General features: G+C 43.6%; 21 protein-coding genes and 1 tRNA gene. 8 read left to right on the top strand and 14 right to left on the bottom strand.

Translation table 11 applies throughout. From position 1 onward, the window contains the following. Positions 1-575: 575 nt before the first annotated feature. The 3 genes from Xbud_RS10735 to gloB form a co-directional block, all read right to left on the bottom strand. Entirely contained in the window at positions 576-1106 is a 531-nt protein-coding gene (locus Xbud_RS10735; protein WP_099136066.1) for a MepB family protein, read from the bottom strand. 140 nt (positions 1107-1246) lie between these two features. Further along, positions 1247-2578, bottom strand: coding sequence for a murein transglycosylase D (gene mltD / locus Xbud_RS10730; RefSeq protein WP_099136065.1), 1332 nt, complete (start codon positions 2576-2578; stop codon positions 1247-1249). A gap of 72 nt (positions 2579-2650) precedes the next feature. Beyond that, a complete protein-coding gene (gene gloB / locus Xbud_RS10725; RefSeq protein WP_099136064.1) occupies positions 2651-3406 on the bottom strand; it encodes a hydroxyacylglutathione hydrolase in 756 nt (251 codons plus the stop codon). Positions 3407-3454: 48 nt separating this feature from the next. Between gloB and Xbud_RS10720 the strand changes: the two genes are divergently transcribed. Next, positions 3455-4171 (top strand): class I SAM-dependent methyltransferase, encoded by a 717-nt coding sequence (locus Xbud_RS10720; protein ID WP_099136063.1) that lies wholly within the window; start codon positions 3455-3457, stop codon positions 4169-4171. A gap of 11 nt (positions 4172-4182) precedes the next feature. Here Xbud_RS10720 and rnhA read toward each other — a convergent pair whose 3' ends face one another. Beyond that, positions 4183-4653, bottom strand: coding sequence for a ribonuclease HI (gene rnhA / locus Xbud_RS10715; protein ID WP_099136062.1), 471 nt, complete (start codon positions 4651-4653; stop codon positions 4183-4185). A 63-nt stretch (positions 4654-4716) separates the two neighbouring features. On the opposite strand from rnhA, the gene dnaQ reads away from it, so the two are divergent. The 7 genes from dnaQ to fbaA all read left to right on the top strand — a co-directional run bounded on the left by dnaQ (position 4717) and on the right by fbaA (position 11837). Continuing rightward, positions 4717-5466 carry a DNA polymerase III subunit epsilon gene (dnaQ, locus tag Xbud_RS10710; RefSeq protein WP_099136061.1) on the top strand — a complete coding sequence of 250 codons (750 nt, stop codon included), beginning with the start codon at positions 4717-4719 and terminating at the stop codon, positions 5464-5466. A gap of 138 nt (positions 5467-5604) precedes the next feature. Then, positions 5605-5681, top strand: a tRNA-Asp gene (locus tag Xbud_RS10705). 61 nt (positions 5682-5742) lie between these two features. Beyond that, the gene (locus tag Xbud_RS10700) at positions 5743-6039 is read left to right on the top strand and encodes a macro domain-containing protein (protein ID WP_099136060.1); all 297 of its coding nucleotides are present in this window, start codon (positions 5743-5745) and stop codon (positions 6037-6039) included. A 95-nt stretch (positions 6040-6134) separates the two neighbouring features. Next, on the top strand, positions 6135-8129 hold the full coding sequence (tkt, locus tag Xbud_RS10695; protein WP_099136059.1) for a transketolase: 1995 nt from the start codon (positions 6135-6137) through the stop codon (positions 8127-8129). 336 nt (positions 8130-8465) lie between these two features. Next, complete coding sequence (epd, locus tag Xbud_RS10690) at positions 8466-9485, top strand: erythrose-4-phosphate dehydrogenase (RefSeq protein WP_099136058.1); 1020 nt, start codon at positions 8466-8468, stop codon at positions 9483-9485. A 51-nt stretch (positions 9486-9536) separates the two neighbouring features. After that, positions 9537-10703, top strand: a complete 1167-nt coding sequence (pgk, locus tag Xbud_RS10685; protein ID WP_099136057.1) for a phosphoglycerate kinase — start codon at positions 9537-9539, stop codon at positions 10701-10703. A gap of 57 nt (positions 10704-10760) precedes the next feature. Beyond that, a complete protein-coding gene (fbaA, locus tag Xbud_RS10680; RefSeq protein WP_099136056.1) occupies positions 10761-11837 on the top strand; it encodes a class II fructose-bisphosphate aldolase in 1077 nt (358 codons plus the stop codon). Positions 11838-11942: 105 nt separating this feature from the next. On the opposite strand, the gene dtpB is transcribed toward fbaA, so the two are convergent. The 10 genes from dtpB to hpaD form a co-directional block, all read right to left on the bottom strand. Further along, entirely contained in the window at positions 11943-13409 is a 1467-nt protein-coding gene (gene dtpB / locus Xbud_RS10675) for a dipeptide/tripeptide permease DtpB (RefSeq protein WP_099136055.1), read from the bottom strand. Between the two features lie 649 nt (positions 13410-14058). Continuing rightward, entirely contained in the window at positions 14059-14577 is a 519-nt protein-coding gene (hpaC, locus tag Xbud_RS10670) for a 4-hydroxyphenylacetate 3-monooxygenase, reductase component (protein ID WP_099136054.1), read from the bottom strand. Positions 14578-14598: 21 nt separating this feature from the next. Further along, positions 14599-16161, bottom strand: coding sequence for a 4-hydroxyphenylacetate 3-monooxygenase, oxygenase component (hpaB, locus tag Xbud_RS10665; RefSeq protein ID WP_099136053.1), 1563 nt, complete (start codon positions 16159-16161; stop codon positions 14599-14601). Positions 16162-16422: 261 nt separating this feature from the next. Next, positions 16423-17316 carry a 4-hydroxyphenylacetate catabolism regulatory protein HpaA gene (hpaA, locus tag Xbud_RS10660; RefSeq protein ID WP_422645743.1) on the bottom strand — a complete coding sequence of 298 codons (894 nt, stop codon included), beginning with the start codon at positions 17314-17316 and terminating at the stop codon, positions 16423-16425. Positions 17317-17381: 65 nt separating this feature from the next. Beyond that, positions 17382-18743 carry a 4-hydroxyphenylacetate permease gene (gene hpaX, locus Xbud_RS10655; RefSeq protein ID WP_099136051.1) on the bottom strand — a complete coding sequence of 454 codons (1362 nt, stop codon included), beginning with the start codon at positions 18741-18743 and terminating at the stop codon, positions 17382-17384. A gap of 241 nt (positions 18744-18984) precedes the next feature. Continuing rightward, positions 18985-19791 carry a 4-hydroxy-2-oxoheptanedioate aldolase gene (hpaI, locus tag Xbud_RS10650; RefSeq protein ID WP_099136050.1) on the bottom strand — a complete coding sequence of 269 codons (807 nt, stop codon included), beginning with the start codon at positions 19789-19791 and terminating at the stop codon, positions 18985-18987. 17 nt (positions 19792-19808) lie between these two features. Further along, positions 19809-20612 carry a 2-oxo-hept-4-ene-1,7-dioate hydratase gene (hpaH, locus tag Xbud_RS10645; protein WP_099136049.1) on the bottom strand — a complete coding sequence of 268 codons (804 nt, stop codon included), beginning with the start codon at positions 20610-20612 and terminating at the stop codon, positions 19809-19811. Positions 20613-20633: 21 nt separating this feature from the next. Further along, positions 20634-22106, bottom strand: a complete 1473-nt coding sequence (locus Xbud_RS10640) for an NAD-dependent succinate-semialdehyde dehydrogenase (RefSeq protein ID WP_099136048.1) — start codon at positions 22104-22106, stop codon at positions 20634-20636. A 69-nt stretch (positions 22107-22175) separates the two neighbouring features. Next, a complete protein-coding gene (locus Xbud_RS10635) occupies positions 22176-22574 on the bottom strand; it encodes a 5-carboxymethyl-2-hydroxymuconate Delta-isomerase (protein ID WP_099136047.1) in 399 nt (132 codons plus the stop codon). A gap of 12 nt (positions 22575-22586) precedes the next feature. Then, positions 22587-23462, bottom strand: coding sequence for a 3,4-dihydroxyphenylacetate 2,3-dioxygenase (gene hpaD / locus Xbud_RS10630; RefSeq protein WP_099136046.1), 876 nt, complete (start codon positions 23460-23462; stop codon positions 22587-22589). Between the last annotated feature and the right edge of the window lie 29 nt (positions 23463-23491).

Here is a 23491-nt window from a genome sequence, read left to right as displayed (position 1 = left end):
TATGTTGTTCGGCAGAGCCGCATATTTTGGTTAAAAAATTCCTCAATTTTAGAGGTGGTGGAACTTTTGCTACTGAACACGATTGGAGGTTAAAGCGATGCGAACCACACAATAAATGCGCATAACCTTGCCGAATGAGAGATGGTGGAGATTGTGAAATCCCGCGTTCGAAAACTGGTTGCATAATCAAGTTGGCCCTGCCTATGACGTCCTAAAATCTGACCCATTACGAGCCGTTAGCATTGATCAGGTTTGTTTTCATCTGGCGGAACGGCACGATCAGTCGAAATGAATCATACCGTTATATTTTCACTCGAGACTGAAACGCATATAGTCGAATTATACGATTATATTGCGTTCATATAGTAGAATCGGAATCTGTGTCTATTCTTGGTGTATTCAATGGTGGGCAGGATTATAAAACGTTGTTGCATGGCGACGATAATCATTGAATAAAGTGGAACTATGGTTCCACAGTATCTTGTTTTAGATCATTTATAAAATCAAGTTGAAATGATATTTAAAGTTATTTTATTAAGATTATATTTTTTTAATAGCATTGGAATATTACTATTTTAGTTAGAAAATATTTTATTAAACATTTCAATGGAAAATAATTGATTCTCTAAATTTATAAAATATGAAGACTGCCATTTTTGTGTTTTAATTGATTGTTTTGAATCAGGAAATACCCAAGAGGGATATACTCGGATAGCTCTTTTTCCCTCTTTATTTCCAGTGGAAAATATGCCTTGCGTGGTCAGAATATCTGAATCAAACAGGAAGAAACCTTTCTGATTCTCTGAATAGGTTACTACCATGCAAAAATCAATATTATCTTTTTGTTCAAATGGCATTATTTCTGTATCAGGGAAAGGCCTTTTCCACAATGTGACAAAGTGACCTATTTTGCGTGGAGTAATTTTGGCTTGGCGAAAAAGGATTGATTTATTATTAAGCCCGAATCGTATTGCTTCATACTCATGGCTTTCATTTTCCCGATAGGGAATAACACTAAAGTGATATCCGGCAGGAAGTAGCAGGTATTTATATATTTCATTGAAGCTGTCAGGGAAATTATCTGTATCACTGGCAAATGATGACAAAGTGAGATTCCTTTATTGAACTTGAAATATATTGAGTATATTCGAATTACTATATGTTGTGTACAAGGTTATAAGATCTGGCACAGCAAAAACTCCCTGCCTGAAAGGCAGGAAGTTATATGCTGGTGGAATAAAATAAATTAGTTAATATAAAGCGTCAGAGCGATACCGGGTTTAATGTCTTTGAGCTTGATGTTTTTATTCCAATTCATCAGATCATTAAGATTTACGCCATGCCGTTTGGCGATGCTGGCAAAGGAATCACCTTTGCGAACCTGATACATAACAGGATCATTAGTATTAACTTTCAAAACCTGTCCAACCCTGAGTCTATCAACCGTCTTCAAGCTATTTAGCCTTTGTAGCTGCTGGTGAGATGTCTTAAAACGTTTTGCAATCGCTGATAACGTATCACCAGAACGAACAGTGTAATGACTCTGTTGCTGTAGCTGACGAATATTTCTGGCGACAGCCAGACGGATATTTTTCAAAACATTTTCATCTGTCAGCGAGTGTTTAAGCTGGCTGGCATTCTCTTTCGGCAACATAATGTAATGTGGCCCATAGGGAGATGTCATACCTTGCTTATAGCCAGGGTTATAGGTTTTGATGGAAGTCAGTGATAACCCAGATAACTCAGCAGCTTGTGACAATGTGATTTGTTGCCCTACTTCAACTTTGGCGAGAGCCTGTTGATTGTTGGGTTTTGGCAATTTAAGGTCAAATTTCTCGTTGTGACGAATGACATTACTGAGCGCCAGTACTTTGGGGACGTAATGCATGGTTTCATGAGGTAATGCTAATGACCAAAAATCTGTCGGTTTTCCCCGCGACTGATTTTCTTTAATTGCACGTACAATCCGGCCTTCGCCACTGTTGTAAGCTGCGATAGTTAATAACCAATCCCCATTAAAGCGCACATTCAAACGCTCAAGAATATCTAAAGCTGCGGTAGTAGATGCAGCGACATCACGACGAGCATCGTACCATTTATCCTGTGTCAGACCATAATGGCGGCCTGTACTAGGGATAATCTGCCACAAACCTGCTGCTTTGGCGTAAGACGTAGCATGGGGATTAAAAGCACTCTCCACTATGGGAAGTAAGACTACTTCCATGGGCATATTTTGCTGATCAATCTGCTCAACGATCCAATATATATATGGTTCTGCTCGCAACGCCACATTTTGGAGATGGCTCTTGTGTTTCAGATAATAGTTTTGTTGTTCACGCACCCTGTTATTGTCAGGAATTTCCATCTTCAACTCATCACGGATATGTCCCCACAAATCTTGTTGGGCTGTCGGACTCACCTTCCAGTTTGCAGTATCGTTTGGCTCTGCAATACCTGCTACTTTTTGATTAGTCGAAGACATTTTCTGTACATGCTGCTGGGAGGGAGACTTTGGTTGAAGACCCGACTGACACCCGGCAAGCAAGACAGACGCGAACAAGATCGCTTTTGTCTTCATATTTTCTTTTGATGTATGCCTAAAAGGTGAGCAATCATACTGACCTATTACGCAGAAGACAACCCAACAAAATCAAAATCGATCTTTATAAGCCCTTAATTGCTGAAAAACAGAAGAAAGTGGCATTGAATTAGGTTTGATACCGATATTTTTTTGTAAATCAAGATCGTGACAATTTAGGAAGACGTTAATTTTTCTCTCTGTTTGTAAAGTAGTGGGCACTGTTGCTTGATGTTTTTCGCGTAACTCAATAATTTTTTTATAATAATCGTTAATTGTTTGATTTTCAGGTAATACTGCCTGTGCAAATCTCAAATTTGTGGCTGTATATTCATGAGCACAGCAAATTAATGTGTCATCGGGTAGCGATGCGATTTTTCTAAGAGAAGAAAACATTTGTTCAGCAGTACCCTCGAATAGTCTGCCACAACCTCCTGAAAATAGGGTATCTCCACAAAACAGGTAAGGTGCCTGATAGAAAGCGATGTGGCCAAGTGTATGACCCGGTAATGCTATAATCTGGAAAGAGAAATGACCAATATCAATGACATTATGTTCATGGATAATATGGGTTGCCCCTTTACTTAGGGTCTCTTCTGGACCATACACAGGTAATTCAGGGTATTGTTTGCACAAGCCAGCGACACCACCAACATGGTCGTAGTGATGGTGTGTCAGCAGGATAGCAGCGGGAATAAGTTGGTTAGCTGCTAAAATTTCCATGACGGGGCGTGATTCAGCAGGATCGATAACAACACAACGTTTGTCTTCATCACAAAGTAACCAAATATAGTTATCTGAAAGGGCGGGGAGCCTGATAAGCTTCATTATATGCCTCATTTTAACAATAGCTTTGTAGGTTGGAAGGAAAATGACATGCAATCAGTACATGCAATCAAACAAATAACTCCTCCTGAATCTTGGGCTGAGTTACCTTGGGGAGAATATTACCGTGTCGCTTTGGAACGTCAATTGGAACCGTGGTGGCCAAAAATTTTTGGCTTTCATTTAGCTAAAGTCGGTAATTTAAGTGTAGAGATTGATAGTCGCTCTTGTCTAATCAGTCACCAGGTCAACGTAGGATTGGCAGGTGAAGGTATGGATGTAATTGCTGATCCTCATTATCTTCCTTTCGAGGCAAAATCCGTTGATGCCTGTTTATTGGCTCATATGCTGACTTATAGCGTTGATCCTCATTGGCTGCTTCGGGAAGTGGATCGGATTATGATTGATGATGGCTGGTTGATCATTTCTGGTTTTAATCCAATAAGTTTATTAGGGCTGAGAAAAGTGATTTCACCTGTATGTTTCAGACGATCTTACCGTGCCCAAATGTTTTCCAGATTGCGTCAATTGGACTGGCTTCGCTTGCTTAACTATGAAGTTCTTTACCATGCTAATTTTCATGTCTTACCGTGGAAGAGTGGAAATAGTTTCTATGAGCATACGACATCAATGCTTGGTTGTCTGAATGTGATTATTGCCCGCAAGCGGACAATACCTTTAACTCTCAATCCCATGCGGGCCAGATTGTTGAAACCTAAATTCAGTAATGCGTTAGGGATAGTGAAAAATTTTCACCAACGTAATTAATTTCGTGTAGGTTAGTTTGCATTTTCGATATAGCCACCATCATCTTGGGTCGGGGAGTTGGCTGCTGTGCGAGCCAATTCATCACATAATTCATTTTCCCGATGGCCTGTATGCCCTTTAACCCAACGCCAGTCAATATCATGGGGTGAAATGGCTTTATCCAGTCGTTGCCATAAATCAACATTGATCACGGGAGATTTATCTGCTTTTTTCCAGCCACGTTTTTTCCAGTTGTGGATCCATTGAGTAATACCCTGGCGAACATATTGACTGTCGGTGGTCAGAATCACTTTGCAGGATTCTTTGAGCGCCTCTAGCCCGATAATGGCGGCCATAAGTTCCATACGGTTGTTGGTCGTGCGGAAGTAGCCTTTACTTAGGGTTTTTTCCTTTTGTTTATAACGAAGTAAAACACCATATCCACCGGGACCGGGATTACCGAGACAAGAACCATCGGTGAAAATTTCTACCTGTTTGCTCATATTTGGTAGACTCTTCCTATATCATCTTCAATCAAAACTCTAAGTCTGACACAAAAAAACACTATGAGCACTGCAATTACCCGTCAAATCGTCCTCGATACCGAAACAACTGGTATGAATAAACTGGGAATTCACTACGAGGGGCATAACATCATTGAAATCGGAGCGGTGGAAGTCATCAACCGTCGCCTGACAGGGCGTCATTTCCACATTTATATTAAACCTGAACGCTTGGTTGATCCGGAAGCGTTTGAGGTTCATGGTATCAGTGATGAGTTTTTGCTGGATAAACCCAAATTTGCTGATATTGCTGAGGAATTTATTGAATTTATCCGTGGGGCTGAGCTGATCATCCATAACGCGACGTTCGATATCGGCTTTATGGATTATGAATTCAGCAAGCTTAATCGTGATATTCCGCCAACCGCAGAATTCTGTACGATTACGGATAGTTTGATACTGGCAAGGCAACTTTTCCCCGGTAAACGTAATAACCTTGATGCGTTGTGCGATCGTTACCATATTGATAACTCGAAGCGTACTCTCCACGGGGCATTACTCGATGCCGAAATTCTGGCTGATGTCTATCTGGCAATGACTGGCGGTCAGACATCACTGGCTTTTTCGATGGAAGGAGAAGTATCCAACAATGCTCAGGTTGCAGAAATTCAAAAAATAACTCGTCCTCAAGCGGGGCTGAAAGTTATTTATGCTTCTGATGAGGAATTGATTCAGCATGAGTCCCGTTTGGATCTGGTGCAAAAGAAAGGGGGAAGTTGCCTGTGGCGAACAGAACCTGAACAATTACATTGATTGAGATTGCGATAAGTGGGGATTAATTTGCCATTAAGGTGAAAAACTGTGCAAGCGCACTATTTTATTATAAAATGCGATTGACGGATTGTGCGGAGGCCCGTATTATCCACTGTGTTCTCAACCAGAACACCATGCGGTGCGGTAGTTCAGTTGGTTAGAATACCGGCCTGTCACGCCGGGGGTCGCGGGTTCGAGTCCCGTCCGCACCGCCAGAATTTATAAGCCCTGAGTTTTTAACTCGGGGCTTTTTTATTTGATTACCAAAGATTTCAAATCAATTTATATCTGAACTGTTTTGAGATTATTAAACAATACAATATTGCGACTGTCTCTTTTCCCAATATCAGCACAGGCATTTACCGTTTCCCGCAGAAAATGGCAGCAAAAATCGCTTTGGAAACAATTCATTCAAGCCTTTCTATCAATCAAAATATATTACAAGTGAATCTTGTTTGTTTTGATGATGAAAATTACGACATTTATCGTTCTTTAACTCAGCCTCCTCTTTTGAATCAGGCTGTTAACAGCGGGGTAAATCAAAGAATTGATGCCGAGCGGAAATTAAGATAGTTTTCGTTTATTGGCATTAATGATTGCGGTTTATATGCTGCGCTGCGAAAATTAGTTCTAGTTCACTAACGCTTTTATCCGACTTGGAGTAAAGAATGACCACTCGTAAAACCCTTGCGAATGCTATCCGTTTCTTGAGCATGGATGCTGTGCAGAAAGCAAAATCAGGGCATCCTGGTGCACCGATGGGAATGGCTGACATTGCTGAAGTGCTGTGGTGCGACTATTTGAACCATAACCCTGTCAATCCTGACTGGGCTGATCGTGACCGCTTCGTATTATCCAATGGTCACGGCTCTATGCTGATTTATAGCTTGCTGCACCTGACTGGTTACGATGTTTCTATCGACGATCTGAAAAATTTCCGTCAACTGCATTCTAAAACCCCTGGTCATCCAGAATATGGTTATACTCCGGGCGTAGAAACGACAACCGGTCCATTGGGACAAGGTATTGCCAACGCAGTTGGTTTTGCTATTGCGGAACGCACATTGGCAGCGCAGTTTAACCGTCCGGGCCACGATATTGTCGATCACTACACTTATGTATTCATGGGTGATGGTTGCATGATGGAAGGGATCTCCCATGAAGTTTGTTCTCTGGCGGGTACACTGAAGCTAGGTAAACTGATCGCTTTCTATGATGACAACGGCATCTCCATTGATGGTGAAGTTGAAGGTTGGTTCACTGATGACACCGCTGCACGTTTTGAATCCTATGGCTGGCATGTTATCCGTGGCGTAGATGGCCATGACTCTGCTGCAATTCAGGCTGCTATCGAAGAAGCTCGTAAAGAAACCGGCAAACCATCTCTGTTAATGTGCAAAACTATTATTGGTTTTGGTTCGCCAAACAAAGCAGGCAAAGAAGAGTGTCACGGTGCTCCACTGGGTGACGCTGAAATTGAAGCGACCCGTAAGGCTCTTGGTTGGGAGTATCCTGCTTTTGAAATTCCTCAGGATATTTATGCAGAATGGGATGCAAAAGAAGTCGGTAAAGCTAAAGAAAGCGCTTGGGATGCAAAATTCACCGTTTATGCTGAAGCTTATCCAGAACTAGCTACAGAATTCCGCCGTCGTACCAGTGGTGAATTGCCTGCAAACTGGGAAACTGAATCCAAAGCATTTATTGAAAATCTGCAACAGAATCCCGCTTCTATTGCCAGCCGTAAAGCATCACAAAATGCTCTGGAAGCATTTGGTAAAATTCTGCCTGAATTCATGGGCGGCTCTGCTGATCTGGCACCAAGTAACCTGACGATGTGGTCTGGCTCCAAGCCTCTGAACGAAGTTCAGGATGGTAACTACATTCATTACGGTGTACGTGAGTTTGGTATGTCTGCCATCATGAATGGTATTGCTCTGCATGGTGGTTTTGTGCCTTATGGTGCGACATTCCTGATGTTTGTTGAATACGCCCGTAACGCAGTACGCATGGCTGCACTGATGAAGATCCGTAACATCTTCGTTTATACCCACGATTCTATCGGCTTGGGTGAAGATGGCCCGACTCATCAGCCAGTTGAGCAAATTGCCAGCCTGCGTGTAACACCGAATATGAGCACCTGGCGCCCATGTGATCAAGTAGAGTCTGCGGTAGCGTGGAAATATGCTATAGAGCGTAAAAATGGCCCAACTTCTCTGATCTTCTCCCGTCAGAATCTGGCACAGCAGGAGCGTATTGCTGAGCAACTGGCGAATATCGAGAAAGGCGCTTATATCCTGAAAGATTGCGCAGGTCAGCCTGAATTAATCCTGATTGCGACGGGTTCTGAAGTTGAGCTGGCAGTGAAAGCTGCTGAGCAACTGAGTGCAAAGGGCCGTAAAGTTCGCGTAGTTTCTATGCCATCTACTGATGTATTTGACAAACAAGATGCGGCATACCGTGAAGCGGTTCTCCCTGCTGCGGTTTCTGCCCGTGTTGCGATTGAAGCAGGTATTTCTGATTACTGGTTTAAATACGTTGGTATTAATGGTGCTATCGTGGGAATGGATACATTTGGTGAATCTGCTCCTGCTGATGCGCTGTTCAAAGAATTTGGCTTCACTGTTGAAAATGTCGTTGCCAAAGCAACCGCACTACTGAAATAACAAGCAAACTATACCCTGAATAGGTTTTAGAAAGCAGCAAATAAAAACTGCTTGCTGAAAGATGAAAGGGGAAGAAGCGCATTAGCATCAAACTTTGTTGGGCTAATGCGCTCTTTTTTTCATCAAAATTTTTTCATTATGCTATTAATGATCCTTGCCATTGCTCTCTTTTTCTCGTAGTCTTCCCTTATAAATAGCTGAACCGTTTCAGTTATCGCAGGCAAAATGTCTTGTCTGTCACAATCTGATTAATTTTATGATGAATCATCCGTACAATTTGCAGTTGCTCAGTTATTCTAAGCCGTTGCGTGACCATAGAAAAATTCAGGGAGTAACATGACAATCAGGGTAGCGATTAACGGTTTTGGGAGAATAGGGCGCAGTGTTCTGCGTGCTCTCTACGAAACCGGGCGTCGGGCTGAAATTGCGGTTATTGCTATCAATGAGCTGGCTGATGCAGAAGGTATCGCTCACTTATTGAAATACGATTCCAGTCATGGGCGTTTTGCATGGGATATACGCCTGAACAATAAAGTATTGCACGTAGGAGATGACAGTATACGGCTGTTTCATCAACCAGATATCTCGGATTTGCCGTGGAAAGAACTGGGTATTGATATTGTACTCGATTGTACGGGGAAGTATGGTGAACGAGTGGATGGAGAAGCTCATCTCACTAGTGGCGCCAAAAAGGTTCTGTTTTCCCATCCAGGAGGCAATGATCTGGATGCAACGGTGGTATATGGTGTAAATCATGATTTATTGGTTGCCGAAGATCGCATTGTTTCTAATGCATCTTGTACAACAAATTGTATTATCCCGATCATTAAAGTGCTGGATGATGCGTTTAACATTGAATCGGGCACGGTGACAACAATTCACGCATCCATGAATGATCAACCAGTAATTGATGCTTATCACTGTGATTTACGTCGAACCCGTGCGGCCAGCCAGTCGATCATTCCAGTCGACACAAAACTAGCTGTGGGGATCACACGTATCTTTCCCAAATTCAGTGATCGGTTTGAAGCTATTTCTGTACGAGTACCTACCATCAATGTAACAGCGATTGATTTAAGTGTGACAGTCAGTGCTGCCGTTAATGTCAGTGAGGTAAACCAGCTACTGCAAAAATCAGCGGTAAATTCGTTTCGTGGTATAGTGGATTTCACTGATCTACCGTTGGTCTCAACGGATTTTAACCATGATCCTCACAGTGCTATTGTGGATGGTACACAAACCAGAGTGAGTGGAAATCATCTGATCAAAACGCTTGTGTGGTGTGATAATGAGTGGGGCTTTGCCAATCGTATGCTTGATACAACGCTGGTAATGGCTTCTAAAGGTTTCATGTAATCACAACAGAAGATTGAGTAATTTTATAGAGAATCAATGAGAGGATTCACCATGTCTGTAATTAAGATGACTGATTTAGATCTAGCGGGTAAACGTGTTCTGATCCGTGCTGATCTGAATGTGCCTGTAAAAGATGGCAAAGTTACTTCTGATGCACGTATCCGTGCGTCTTTGCCGACGATTGAGGCTGCGTTGAATCAGGGAGCCAAAGTCATGGTTACTTCTCACCTGGGACGCCCGACTGAGGGAGAATACAACGAAGAGTTCTCACTGCAACCCGTCGTTGATTACCTGAAAGGTGCACTTTCTTCTCCTGTTCGTCTGGAAAAAAATTATCTGAATGGCGTTGAAGTGGCGGAAGGTGAATTGGTTGTTCTGGAAAACGTTCGCTTCAACAAAGGTGAGAAAAAAGACGACGAAACGTTATCGAAACAGTATGCAGCGTTGTGTGATGTATATGTAATGGATGCCTTTGGTACAGCACATCGTGCTCAGGCGTCAACTCACGGTGTCGCTAAATTTGCGCCGATTGCCTGTGCTGGTCCATTATTGTCTGGTGAACTGGAAGCCCTGGGCAAAGCACTGCACAGCCCAGCTCGTCCAATGGTGGCGATTGTCGGTGGCTCTAAAGTTTCAACTAAACTGACTGTTCTTGATTCACTGTCCAAAATTGCTGATCAGCTTATCGTTGGTGGCGGAATTGCTAATACCTTTGTTGCCGCAGAAGGCCACAATGTAGGTCGCTCTCTGTATGAAGATGATTTGATCCCTGAAGCGAAAAAACTGCTGGAAAGCTGTGATATTCCAGTACCTACTGATGTTCGTGTTGCGACAGAATTCTCTGAAACTGCCGAAGCCATGCTGAAATCCACCAGTGAAATTAAAGATGACGAGCAAATCCTTGATTTGGGCGACGCATCTGCTGAGCGTCTGGCTGAAATCCTGAAAAACGCTAAGACTATTCTGTGGAATGGCCCGGTTGGTGTTTTTGAGTTCCCTAATTTCCGTAAAGGAACCGAAATTGTTGCCCGTGCAATTGCAGAGAGCGATGCTTTCTCGATTGCAGGTGGTGGTGATACTTTGGCAGCAATAGATCTGTTTGAAATTGCTGATAAAATATCTTACATCTCTACAGGTGGTGGTGCTTTCCTTGAGTTTGTTGAAGGCAAAAAACTACCAGCCGTTGTGATGCTGGAAGAACGTGCTAATAGTAAATAAGTTGTGATAACAGGCAGTGAATACTGCCTGTTCAATGTCAATACAGGACCACGTAACATGTCTAAAATTTTTGATTTCGTAAAACCGGGTGTCATCACTGGTGATGATGTTCAAAAAGTCTTTGCCATCGCAAAAGAACATAACTTTGCTCTGCCGGCAGTTAACTGTGTCGGTACTGACTCTATCAACGCAGTGCTGGAAACAGCGGCAAAAGTACGTGCTCCGGTAATCATCCAGTTTTCCAATGGTGGTGCATCATTTGTAGCGGGTAAGAGCTTGAAGCTTGAAGGGCAGCAAGCAGCAATTCTGGGGGCAATTTCTGGTGCTCACCATGTACATCAGATGGCAGAGCATTATGATGTGCCAGTGATCCTGCATACCGACCACTGCGCGCGTAAATTACTGCCGTGGATTGATGGTCTGTTGGACGCTGGTGAAAAGCACTATGCTCAGACTGGCAAACCATTATTTTCTTCTCACATGATTGATCTGTCAGAAGAATCTCTGGAAGAAAATATCGAAATTTGTAGCCAATATCTGGCACGCATGGCGAAAATCGACATGACGCTGGAAATTGAACTGGGTTGTACTGGTGGTGAAGAAGATGGCGTTGATAACACTCATCTGGACAGCTCTTCTCTATATACTCAACCAGAAGATGTGGCTTACGCTTATGAGAAACTGAGTGCTATCAGCCCACGTTTTACCATCGCGGCATCTTTCGGTAACGTTCACGGTGTATATAAACCAGGTAACGTTAAACTGACACCAAAAATCCTGCACAATTCTCAAGACTACGTTTCTGAGAAATTCAACCTGCCACACAACAGCCTGGATTTCGTCTTCCATGGTGGTTCCGGCTCTACCGCAGAAGAGATTCAGGAAGCCGTCAGCTATGGTGTGGTGAAAATGAATATTGATACCGATACTCAATGGGCTACCTGGGAAGGTATTCTGAACTATTACAAGAAGAATGAAGGTTATCTGCAAGGCCAACTGGGTAACCCGGAAGGTGCGGATAAACCGAATAAGAAATTCTATGATCCACGCGTCTGGCTGCGTGCTGGTCAGGTTTCTATGACAGTTCGTCTGGAGCAGGCTTTCAAAGAATTGAACGCGGTTGACGTGCTATAATTTCCATACTGATTGGCATGGATTAAAGTAGTTTTTTTAGTTCCCGCTCGTTATTTTAATTATCAACGAACGGGAATTTTGTTTAATTAAATCGAATCAGATTGGTTATGCTTTCGCTCCATCCTTCATAATGCGGTTCAGCCACGGCACCATGAAAGCCATAATCACGGCAACAATAAGAGTGGCAATGCCTATTTTTCCAAATACACCTGTATAAAGTGGCAGAGTTTGCAGAGGGTCGGTCACGCCTTCTGGTGCAGCGGTGAATGTTGCAACATAACTTCCTAATACTGATGCTGCTGCCTGAGATAAGAACCACATGCCCAGAATAAACCCTGTCAGGTAGCTAGGAACAAACGTTGCTACCATTGCCAGCCCCAGTGCACTGATCATCAATTCCCCGACGCTCTGGAACAGGTAAACCAGCACAATAAACCATGGGGAAGTCATGCCTTGTTCATCGGCAAATAAACCCGAAGCGGCTGCTGTCATGAAGCCGAGAGAACATAGGAACATGCCGAAGGTAAACTTTGTTGGCATGGAAAAGTCTTTTCCCTTCGCACCCAAGCGGGTGTAAACCACAGCCAGGATAGGACTGACCACAATGATCCAGAATGGATTCAGTGCCTGGAAACTGATGGGGTTAACATTAAAGCCGAGGATCTGGGGGTGGACGTTGTTGATAGCGAAGAAATTGAGGGAAGTCGGCATCTGGTTATACAGGATGTAGAACACAATCGCCTGAAGCATCAAAATAAATGCCACTAACATCTTATTGCGGCCGATCCTGTCCTGTTTGAATGCCTGCCAGAAGAAAATCATTACAACAACAGCTGAAATCGCCATGAGGGCAATATTGGCAATGTCGATATTGTGCAATAACCATGCACAGACCCCAATCATAGCCACTGTACCAAGCAAAACGAAAAACAGAGTTACATAGTTCAGAGGGGTATGATCTGGTTCAGAGCCGATGTTATTTACCATGCGGCGGCAGGCGACATAAACCAGCAAGGCGATAATCAGGCCAATACCACAGATATTATAAGTGACGGCGTAGCCATATTTGTCGGCAATGACAGGGGCAAGAGCAAGAGAAAATAGAGAGCCAAGATTGATAGACATATAGAATAACGTAAATGCACCATCCAGGCGTGGATCTTGGGGCTGGTAACATTTTGCCAGCAAGCTGGCGGGGTTGGCTTTGAAAAGGCCATTACCAACAGCCACGGTTCCCAGAGCATAAAAAATCAGCTCAGGTTCCATGATGGAAAGACCAATCATGAAATAGCCTATTGCCAGTACAATGGCACCCAGAACGATAGTTCGCTTTGTTCCCAATAAATGGTCACCAACATAACCGCCGATGGAAATCAGGCCGTAAACCAGTGCAGTAAACGCACCGAAGGTGATAAATGATTGTGCTTCTGAAAAGCCAAGTTGTTTAACAAAGTAAACAGCAAGAATGCTTTGAACGCCGTAGTAGCCAAATCTTTCCCATAATTCCACAAAAAAGATCATGAAAAAGGGTTTCGGTTGATCCCATAAACCGATTGGAACGGTTTTATTCATAGTAACTGCCTCTGTTAGTTGTCATACCGGTGGACAATACATCCAGAGTTCATACTGCTGTTAACATATGGATAACATAATGTATTGCACGGGTTGTGATTTTGTTTATTTATTCAGAGTGACCGGAAGCGCAGGAGGTTAATATACTAGTACAATATCTTCTCAGTAGTTGATCACACTAATGTAAAAATTAATACCAGATTTGGCAAAATATTCACTAAATTAATAACAAGAATCATGCATGAATGGTTTAAATGTTCGCAAATGAATCAATTTGATGACTGTTTAATCTTTTTTGTTTGTTTTTTATCGAAGAATGACTACCTAAAAATTGGTATTAATAAATGAGATCATAAATATCAATATATTAAATTTTTGTTATGTGATTAATATTTTTACAGGGATGAAATCTACATAAAGATCATATAATTTTATATAATCTTTCATATTTATTAAATAATAAATCAAGTTACCGGCTGATTTTCAATATTGGAATAAGATGGTTTTTTAATCAATGCAGCGGAGGCTTAACTAGCGGGATATTATTTCAAAATTAAATTCGAGATAAATAACTGTATCCTAATGGATTTCAAGTTACAGCCAACAAAGCTGCAACTTGAAGTATGACAAGGAGTATAAGCTGATATTCTTAAACAGCGGTAGCCAAAGTCTTATTCATCACCTGATGAAAACTACGCTTAAAATAAATTAATCCATGTCCCTCTTCACGAACAATAATCTGTTTTATTTCCACCAGATAAACATTATGAGTACCAATTTCCTGTACTTGTTCAATACTTCCTTCCAGATTGGCGAGTGTTCCTCTCAACATGGGTTGCTCCAGTATCCCTGTTTGCCAGATATCCCAACTAAAGCGCTCTTCCATACTGGCTTCGGTCATGCCAGCAAAATGGCGGGCCATTAATTCTTGTTCATGATTCAGGATATTGACACACAGCCGGCCGTTTCCCTGAAATACCGGGTTCATGGTGCTGTTGCGATTCATACACACCATCAGAGTCGGAGGCGTATCTGTCACAGAGCAGACCGCCGTTGCTGTTATACCGCAGCGCCCTGCTGGGCCATCCGTAGTGATGATATTCACCGCAGCGGAAAGGCTTGCCATCGCATCCCTGAAACGCAAGCGATGCTCATTTTTTAAAGACATAATAAGCCTCCTGCTACTGATTTATTTCAGCAGCTTATCTAATAAATTAATATCGTGGTTATTATGTAAATGGGGTTTTGTCCAGCCATTCACATCGTAGTCAGAGAGACAGCGATCCACCAACTCCGTCATTTTCTTCATATTGCCGGAACCATACGCATGGCGCAGACATTGCAGGCGAATTTCATCCTGACTGCCGGCATAATTGATTTCGTACAATTCATGACGTCCGCCGAATTCACTACCGATAGCATCCCACATTAATTTCAAAATCTTAATTCGCTCCACATGATCAATACCATTGGAGCCACGTACATATTTTTCCAGGTACTTATTGATTTCAGGATTTTGCATATCCCGCACGCTGGATGGTAAATAAATTAATCCGCTAGTGACATTACTTTCAATGATGTTTTTAATTTTCGTATAAGCCATCGGTGCCATAATACGGTAAGTTTGTATTGCTTGTGTATCCGGCAGGTAGGCATTACCTTCCCACGGTTTGGCTTCTGCCCACATTGCATCGGTCAGAGACCAGAACAGATTGCGCCATGCCACGACTTCACCAAGATCTGCCTGAACACCACGAAAATCCACCACTCCAGTACATTCAAGACTCTTTTGCAGCAATCCGGTGATAAAGTCCAGTTTTACCGCCAGTCGTACACAAGCCTGTATTGGAAACAGGCGGGCAAATCCACTCTGGACAGCCCAATTACGAGCACGATCAAAATCGCGATAAATTAACACGTTTTCCCATGGAATCAATACCTTATCCATTATCAGAATGGCGTCATTTTCATCAAACCGGCTGGAAAGGGGATAATCGAAAGGTGAACCTGTGGCTCCCGCCACTAATTCATAGGAAGCCCGGGAAATTAATTTAACGCCTTCAGAATCCATCGGAGCGACGAACATCAAGGCAAAATCAGGGTTATCGCCGATGACTTGTGCTGAGCCAAAACCGATAAAATTATAGTGAGTCAATGCCGAATTAGTTGCGACTACTTTGGCACCACTGACAATAATGCCTGCATCTGTCTCTTTTTCTATTTGGATAAAAACATCTTTAACCTGATCAGCAGGTTTGTGACGATCAATCGGGGGATTAACTATCGCATGGTTGAAATAGAGCGCGTTTTCCTGAATGCGCTTATACCATATACGGGCGTTATCGGCGAATTGTCCGTAAAATTCAGGATAAGCACCTAACGCACAGCAAAATGCCGCTTTATAGTCAGGAGTACGGCCCATCCAGCCATAACTCTGGCGTGACCATTCAGCAATGGCATCGCGTTGTTGGCGGATATCATCGGGGCTGGTCGCGAAACGGAAGAACTTATGGGTATAACCGCCACTGCCAGTATCCGTATCCCAACAGAGTACATCATGGGTTTCTGGGGCATGCAGGGCATCATACAGTTGACCGATAGAGGTTGCCGCATTGCGAAAAGCGGGATGTGTAGTGACATCCTTAACTCGTTCACCATAGATATAAATTTCCCGTCCATCCTGAAGGGAATTCAGGTACTCTTTGCTGGTTAATGGGCGTTTATGATCGGCTCGCAAATCTTCTGGTCTCATGGCTACCTCATCATTCCGAAACCTCCTGTTTTGATTTGTTATCCTAATAGGAGGTTAAGTGTTAAATTTATGTTTCTTTATAGGGTTGATTGAAGCGATTGAGAGGAAAAACTTGAAGAGACTTTCAGAAGATCCGCTGGTACTTTTCGGTAAAATCGGATAATTTGTTGCGTAAATGTGATCGCCTTTATGTTTTGATAATAATTTTTTGCACAGTTGCCAACGTGATATTCTGTTGCATAAGCACTGAGGATGGGGCAATTATTGAGCTGGCTGTACATTCTTTTCCCGCCAAACGCTCGGAGAACATCCCACCAACCGATTAAAAAATCGGGCAAAATAAGCCGGGTCTTTGAAACCGAGTTGATATGCCACGTCAAATACAGGACTGTCACTGAACAACAATAACCGTTTAGCTTCCCGTAATAGCCGGTCAAATATTAATCTTTTTGGTGGTCGGTTGGCAAACCGACGACACATATCTTTCAGACGTGACTCAGTGACGCCCAGTTTTTGGGCGTATTCCGGTACAGTAAGATGTTGACGGTAATGTTGATCAATCAATTGGTTAAAACGCTGGAATAGTTTTAATTCTCCTCTGACTCCACCGGAATGGTGATCATCAAGGGGGATGCTGCGTAACAGGAAGGTAAACAGTGATTGCGCTAAAAAGGCCAATGATTGCTCGCGGCCAGCAAATTGGTTGGCAGACTCACGCCCGATCAGTGCCCAATAGTGGTTGAATGTCTCCAATTCATCAGGTTTATCCACGATGGAAAGGCAAATAGCAGGAATATCGATAAACTCCCGATGGAGAGGGTAGAGAGAATTAAGCAGGGGTGTAATCAACTCCTGGCGTACTGTCAGGACATAACCGTCGGTATCTTCTTGCGTAAAAAATGCGTGAGGAACGGAAGGAGGAGTCAGGATAAACAGAGGAGCCTGTACGGAGTAGCGAAGATCATCTAATTGTAATTCTATCCGGCCTGTTACCAGATAATGAAGCTGAAAAAAACCGTCATGGCGATGCGCCTGCATATCACGACCAAAAAAAGCGGCCATGCGTCCAAAAGTTTGATAGTGCACATCATCTGATCCCTGTGTTTCATCATAATCTTTGCTGATATCAATATTAGCAATGGTGGTTTTGCTCATATGAGTGTCTGACATCAATTTCTTCCCTTATTGAGATTTGTAATTAGGAATATGGTTGATCGGGGCTATGATATTGCCTGTAGTTTTGACTTTTTCATTGGGATCAGCAAGACCATCAGTGCGCCGATAATGAGTAACCCAGCTACAAAATAGAGACCAAAGTCAAAACTACCCGTCTGATCTTTCAGCCATCCGATCAACAATGGACTAACAGCAGAACCTACATTTCCGGTGGCATTGATCACGGCAATCCCGATAGCACGTGCACGCAGGCTGATGGATTGATCAGGGGTTGTCCAGAATACCGCCATGGCAGTAAAGGAGCCGGTTGATGCCATGATGATCCCCAAAAGCTGCACCAGACTGTTGTTTGTCAGTGAAGTCAGGAGCCAACCGAAGGCGGCAAACAGATAGGGAAGTACCGTGTGCATTTTACGTTCTTGCAGGCGATCGGAACGGCGACTCCAATAAATCATGCCCAAAATGGTACAGAACTGCGGAATAGCCGTTAGCAGGCCAATAACAACATGGCTGCTTTCCTGATTAAAACTCTGCATAATTTGTGGCGTCCAGATATTAATGGCGCTCAGGGTATTGGTCAGGCAGAAATAAGCGAAGGTGTACATCAGGACAATCGGGGTAAAAACTTCACGCCACAGGCTGGTTTTTGTTTGTGGGTTGTCAGCCTGAGCCAAAAAAATTCTATCGTTCTCTATCATCTCCTGAAGGCATTTTTTATCCTCGTTTGTCAGCCAGTTGGCCTTTTCCGGTGAATCATCCAGATAAAACCAGACAACAATGCCGAGTAAAACAGAGGGAAATCCTTCCAGAAAAAATAGCCACTGCCAGCCACGCAGATCCCAAATTCCATCCATTTCCAGAATATAACCGGAAGCCAGTGATCCAAACGCCATAGTGACAGGCATTGCGATCATAAACAGGGCATTAGCGCGGGCACGATAATAGGCTGGGAACCAATAGGTCAGATAGACCAGTATACCCGGCAGGAAGCCAGCTTCCGCAATACCTACCAGCATACGCAGGATATACAAACTGGTGGAGCCGGTGGCAAACATCGTAGCAGTAGAGGCAATACCCCACAGAACCATAATTGTGGCAATCCAGCGTCTGGCTCCTACAATACTCAGTATGATATTGCTGGGAATACCGAAAGCCACGTAAGTAACGTAAAACAGTGTAGCAGCCAGCCCGAACATGGTAGATGTGAGGCCAAGATCTTTTCCCATCGTTAAACCGGCAAAGCCAATATTAATGCGATCCAGAAAGGAAAATATAAACAGGACAAATAAAAACAGGATCAGGCGGCGAAACAATTTATTGATAACGTTTTGCTGTTGGGCAGTGAGTTGTTTATGTGGGTAAGCCGGATTATCGGATTTTTGTATGGCTTCAGGTGAACTGCTCATTGTTGTTACCTTTTTTATAATTAGTTATTTTTATGAATCGAGCTTTATTATGGATATTTAACTTGTTATGAACACTCTGTTTTTATAGAAATAGAAGGAACGACAACTGCGATGGCAGATGCTGCGATTGGCATCTGCCCGATATACCCTGCATATTGAAATTTATTGAGTATAGAAAACATTTGGGTATAGCAAACACAATTCTGGCTCGGCAGAAGTACCCAGAATTCAATACCAGAATTTAATAAATACTGTTTACAGGTGGGGTGATATTTTCCTGTTTCTTGCCAAAGCGGGCCGCTAATGAACTGACTGCTCCTGTCAGCAGTGTGATATCGACACCGACAGCAATAAACTGCACCCCAAGCTTCAGATAATGCTCCGCAGCTTCAATATTGGTCATCAGAATTCCCGCAGCTTTGCCTGTGGCTGTGATTTGGGTAATAGTCTGTTCAATCGCTGCCTTAACGTCAGGATGTTGAGGATTGCCAGGATATCCCATATCTGCACTGAGATCGGCCGGGCCGATAAATACGCCATCGACACCATCGACTGCCAGGATCTCTGCTAAATTATTCAAAGCTTCACGAGTTTCCACCTGAACCAAGACACACATTTCTTCATTGGCACGAGCCAGATAATTGGGAATGCGATTCCAGCGTGAAGCTCTTGCCAGCGCACTGCCTACACCACGAATGCCTTCAGGAGGATAGCGGGTTGCCCGTACTGCTTCGCGTGCTTGCTCAGCATCCTGAATCATTGGCACCAGCAATGTTTGAGTACCGATATCCAGTAATTGTTTGATAATGACGGGATCGTTCCACGGTGGACGGACAATGGGCTGGCTTGGATAAGGAGCTATTGCTTGTAGCTGGCTCAGAATTGAAGGAATATCATTAGGGGCGTGTTCTCCATCAATCAGTAACCAATCAAAACCTGCATTCGCCAGAATTTCGGCGCTGTATGAACTGCAAAGCCCAAGCCATAAACCAATTTGTGGTTGCCCCGATTGCAGGGCTTGTTTAAATCTATTTGTTAGCTGATCCATAAGTACACCCTAAATTCTTAAACAAAGTGGCAGCTGACTGAACCCAATACGCCGTAATCTACATGAAATGTATCGCCCTTACGGGCAGGGACGGGACGGGTGAAAGAGCCGCTAAGAATGATCTGACCAGCTTCAAGTTGAACACCATGCGAAGCTAATTTATTAGCCAGCCATGCGACTCCATTGGCAGGATGATCAAGAACCGCCGCAGCAACACCTGATTCCTCAACGATACCATTACGATAGAGTAGGGCGCTGACCCATCGCAAATCTAATTCATTGGGTTTGATGGGGCGCCCACCCATAATGACACCACCATTGGCTGCATTATCAGAAATCGTATCCAGCACTTTGCGCGGACGCTGGGTTTCAGGATCAATGTTATGACAGCGTGCATCGATCAGTTCTAATGTCGGAATAACGTAATCTGTCGCATTGTAAACATCAAACAACGTACAGTTTGGGCCGTACAGCGGTTTTGCCAGCACAAATGCCAGTTCGACCTCAATACGCGGCACAATAAAACGTTCGCAGGGAATATCGCTGCTTGCCTGAAAAAACATATCATCCAGCAATGAGCCATAATCCGGTTCATCAATTTGAGAACTAGCCTGCATGGCTTTGGAAGTCAGACCGATTTTATGCCCCTTCAACACCCGACCTTCTGCGATTTTCATACCGACCCATTCACGTTGAATGGCATACGCATCTTCAATGGTTATTTCCGGATAATCCAATGAGATTTGGCGGATCTGTTTACGGTCTTTTTCTGCCTGGTGTAAACGGCGCGCAACCTGTGATACGACTTCTTGTTGTAGCATAGTATGTTAAGCTCCTTTGGTTTATAACCCTCCGAAACAGAGGTATTTCACTTCCAGATAGTCTTCTATACCGTAACGTGAACCTTCACGTCCCAAGCCAGACTGTTTTATGCCTCCGAATGGCACAACTTCGTTAGAAATAAAACCTTCGTTAATACCGACCATGCCGCTTTCCAGAGCTTCAGCCACCCGGTAAATCCTGCCAAGATCGCGGGAGTAAAAGTAAGCGGCCAGGCCAAATTCCGTATTATTGGCAAGGCGGATAGCTTCTTCTTCATTACGGAATTTGAATAGGGCGGCCAAAGGGCCGAATGTTTCTTCATGAGTGATTAGCATTGTTTCGTCAACATCAGCCAGCACGGTTGGTTCGAAGAACAGTCCACCCAGTTTGTGTGATTCACCACCAGTAAGGAGCCGTGCACCACGGGAAACTGCATCACTAACATGAGTTTGTACTTTATCTACCGCCGCCTGATTAATCAGAGGCCCTTGTTGTGATGTGCTGTCATTAGCTGGCCCGACCCGTAGTTGTTTAACCGCCTGAGTCAGACGTTCAGCAAATGCCTCATAAATATTTTCCTGCACTAAAATCCGGTTGGCACAGATACAGGTCTGCCCGCTATTACGGAATTTTGTAGTCATGGCACCTTCTACCGCAGCATCCAAATCGGCATCATCAAAGACGATGAAAGGTGCATTGCCACCTAATTCAAGAGAGAGTTTTTTCACCGTATCGGCACTTTGCGCCATCAGTAACTTACCTACACGAGTTGAGCCAGTGAAAGAGAGTTTGCGCACGATAGGGCTAGAAGTCAGAACTTCGCCAATGGCTTTGGCATCCATCCCCGTGACAATGTTAAAAACACCAGCCGGAACTCCCGCTTGCTCTGCCAATGCAGCCAGTGCCAGTGCAGAAAGTGGAGTTTCTGCGGCAGGTTTCAATACAATAGTACAACCTGCTGCCAGTGCCGGGCCGGCTTTACGGGTGATCATGGCATTAGGGAAATTCCACGGCGTGATAGCCGCGACGACCCCGATAGGTTGTTTGATGGTAGAAAGACGACGTCCTGGCATCGGGGAGGGGATAGTCTCCCCATAAATCCGCTTACCTTCTTCTGCAAACCATTCGATAAAACTGGCTCCATAGGCTATTTCTCCCATCGCTTCTGCATGAGTTTTTCCTTGCTCCATACTCAACAACTCGGCCAGAATTTTCTGGTTATCCATAATCAGATTGAACCACTGCCTGAGTATCTGACTACGCTGTTTAGCTGTTAAAGCTCGCCATGCAGGAAGCGCATTTTCAGCCGCTTCAATAGCGCGATGAGTTTCTGTTGCTCCCATATCACTGACATTGGCGATGATGTCACCATTGGCAGGGTTGGTAACTGTAAAGGTTGCCTGATTATCCGCATCAACCCATTGCCCGTTAATATAAGCCTGCTGGCGCAGTAATAAGGTATCAAGTATTAAAGTATCGAAATGGTTTGTCATGGTTCTCTCTCCATTTAACAAAAAGGTGAACTTGGTTTTTCTGAATTAAATAACCTTAAATTACGCTGTTCATAATGTCTGATCGCTTGCCTTAAACAACTTATGAACGTTATTGGATTTATAATTCAGTATTGGATCAAGTTCTTCTATTGTGAAAGAGAGGCCAAGATAACGCTGTGCCATTAAATCAGCAAAATGGATTTTGATGAGCGAAAAAAGCATCTCCCCGACTTTCTGGCGATCTTCAAAGCTGCGTCCTGCACCGATTTTCAGTGTCATGTGAACAAAGGCATAGTCCTGTTTGCCATCCGCCATCTGCCATGTATCCAACCAAATCGCCCGGCTGCGGATACCACCCAGAGGGAAAATGCCTGAATCTGCAAGCGCCTGATTCACTTTGGCAAACAGTTCCGGTAAGTTGGCTTCTTTGCGAATATTTTCGGTACATTCAGCGTAAAAATGTGGCATGGTTAACTCCTGTCAGACGGTAGTTGTCTGATGAACAGAATCTGATAACGGGAAAACGGCATTCACTTGTCCTGTCCCTGAGCTGGCAAATAATTCGGTAAGAAATTCGACGTTACCGTCGTATTTATCCCAACCAAGCAGCCCAAGTAACATTACGGTATCATGCATATTGCCTTCACCGTGGCAGTAGTGGGCATATTCAGGCAGCATTTTGCAGAATTCTTTGAACTTGCCTTCCTTCCAGAGTTCCACGACCCGGCGATCCATTTGTTCATCAAACTCACGGGTATAACTGTTCATTCCTTCTTCAGCACGTTGATCATCAATGAAACTGTGAGACAGCGAGCCACTTGCCAAAACTGCAACTGTACCGTCATATTTTTCAATCGCTCGTAAAATAGCCGCTCCTAATTTACGGCTGTCTGCAAAAGCATGAACGGTGCAAAAAGCAGAAATCGAAATCACTTTGAAATGGCGGTCACTATTCATATAGCGCATTGGAACTAATGTGCCATATTCCAGTTTCAGACTTGGGATTTCATGTGATTGTGCGCGAACACCCATCTTACAGGCTTCTTCTGCAATAATTCGTCCCAGTTCGGGATTGCCGTCATACTCGTAACTCATATCACGAATAAAATGCGGCAATTCGTTACTGGTATAAATACCGGAGAAATGCTCTGCACAGTTAATATGATAGGCGCTGTTTACCAGCCAATGGGTATCGAACACAATGATGGTATCAACATCTAACTCTCGGCAACGTCGGCTGATCTCTTTATGCCCGTCAATGGCACTCTGTCTGCAACCGTGATGTTTGCCCGGTAATTCGGACAAGTACATAGAAGGTACATGTGTAATTTTTGCTGCTAACGCTAACTTGCCCATAAATCCTCACTTAATATCAGGATGGTGAA

The sequence above is a fragment of the Xenorhabdus budapestensis genome (assembly GCF_002632465.1).
Lineage (GTDB): Bacteria > Pseudomonadota > Gammaproteobacteria > Enterobacterales > Enterobacteriaceae > Xenorhabdus > Xenorhabdus budapestensis.
This window is presented reverse-complemented; position numbering and strand designations above follow the sequence as displayed.

Coding starts and splice junctions, on each gene's coding strand:
- hpaI (WP_099136050.1), bottom strand. CDS start 19,791: ATGGATCAGCTAACAAATAGATTTAAACAAGCCCTGCAATCGGGGCAA.
- Xbud_RS10635 (WP_099136047.1), bottom strand. CDS start 22,574: ATGCCACATTTTTACGCTGAATGTACCGAAAATATTCGCAAAGAAGCC.
- hpaX (WP_099136051.1), bottom strand. CDS start 18,743: ATGAGCAGTTCACCTGAAGCCATACAAAAATCCGATAATCCGGCTTAC.
- mltD (WP_099136065.1), bottom strand. CDS start 2,578: ATGAAGACAAAAGCGATCTTGTTCGCGTCTGTCTTGCTTGCCGGGTGT.
- epd (WP_099136058.1), top strand. CDS start 8,466: ATGACAATCAGGGTAGCGATTAACGGTTTTGGGAGAATAGGGCGCAGT.
- tkt (WP_099136059.1), top strand. CDS start 6,135: ATGACCACTCGTAAAACCCTTGCGAATGCTATCCGTTTCTTGAGCATG.
- fbaA (WP_099136056.1), top strand. CDS start 10,761: ATGTCTAAAATTTTTGATTTCGTAAAACCGGGTGTCATCACTGGTGAT.
- hpaB (WP_099136053.1), bottom strand. CDS start 16,161: ATGAGACCAGAAGATTTGCGAGCCGATCATAAACGCCCATTAACCAGC.
- hpaC (WP_099136054.1), bottom strand. CDS start 14,577: ATGTCTTTAAAAAATGAGCATCGCTTGCGTTTCAGGGATGCGATGGCA.
- pgk (WP_099136057.1), top strand. CDS start 9,537: ATGTCTGTAATTAAGATGACTGATTTAGATCTAGCGGGTAAACGTGTT.
- hpaD (WP_099136046.1), bottom strand. CDS start 23,462: ATGGGCAAGTTAGCGTTAGCAGCAAAAATTACACATGTACCTTCTATG.
- dnaQ (WP_099136061.1), top strand. CDS start 4,717: ATGAGCACTGCAATTACCCGTCAAATCGTCCTCGATACCGAAACAACT.
- dtpB (WP_099136055.1), bottom strand. CDS start 13,409: ATGAATAAAACCGTTCCAATCGGTTTATGGGATCAACCGAAACCCTTT.
- hpaH (WP_099136049.1), bottom strand. CDS start 20,612: ATGCTACAACAAGAAGTCGTATCACAGGTTGCGCGCCGTTTACACCAG.
- gloB (WP_099136064.1), bottom strand. CDS start 3,406: ATGAAGCTTATCAGGCTCCCCGCCCTTTCAGATAACTATATTTGGTTA.
- rnhA (WP_099136062.1), bottom strand. CDS start 4,653: ATGAGCAAACAGGTAGAAATTTTCACCGATGGTTCTTGTCTCGGTAAT.
- Xbud_RS10720 (WP_099136063.1), top strand. CDS start 3,455: ATGCAATCAGTACATGCAATCAAACAAATAACTCCTCCTGAATCTTGG.
- Xbud_RS10640 (WP_099136048.1), bottom strand. CDS start 22,106: ATGACAAACCATTTCGATACTTTAATACTTGATACCTTATTACTGCGC.
- hpaA (WP_422645743.1), bottom strand. CDS start 17,316: ATGAGCAAAACCACCATTGCTAATATTGATATCAGCAAAGATTATGAT.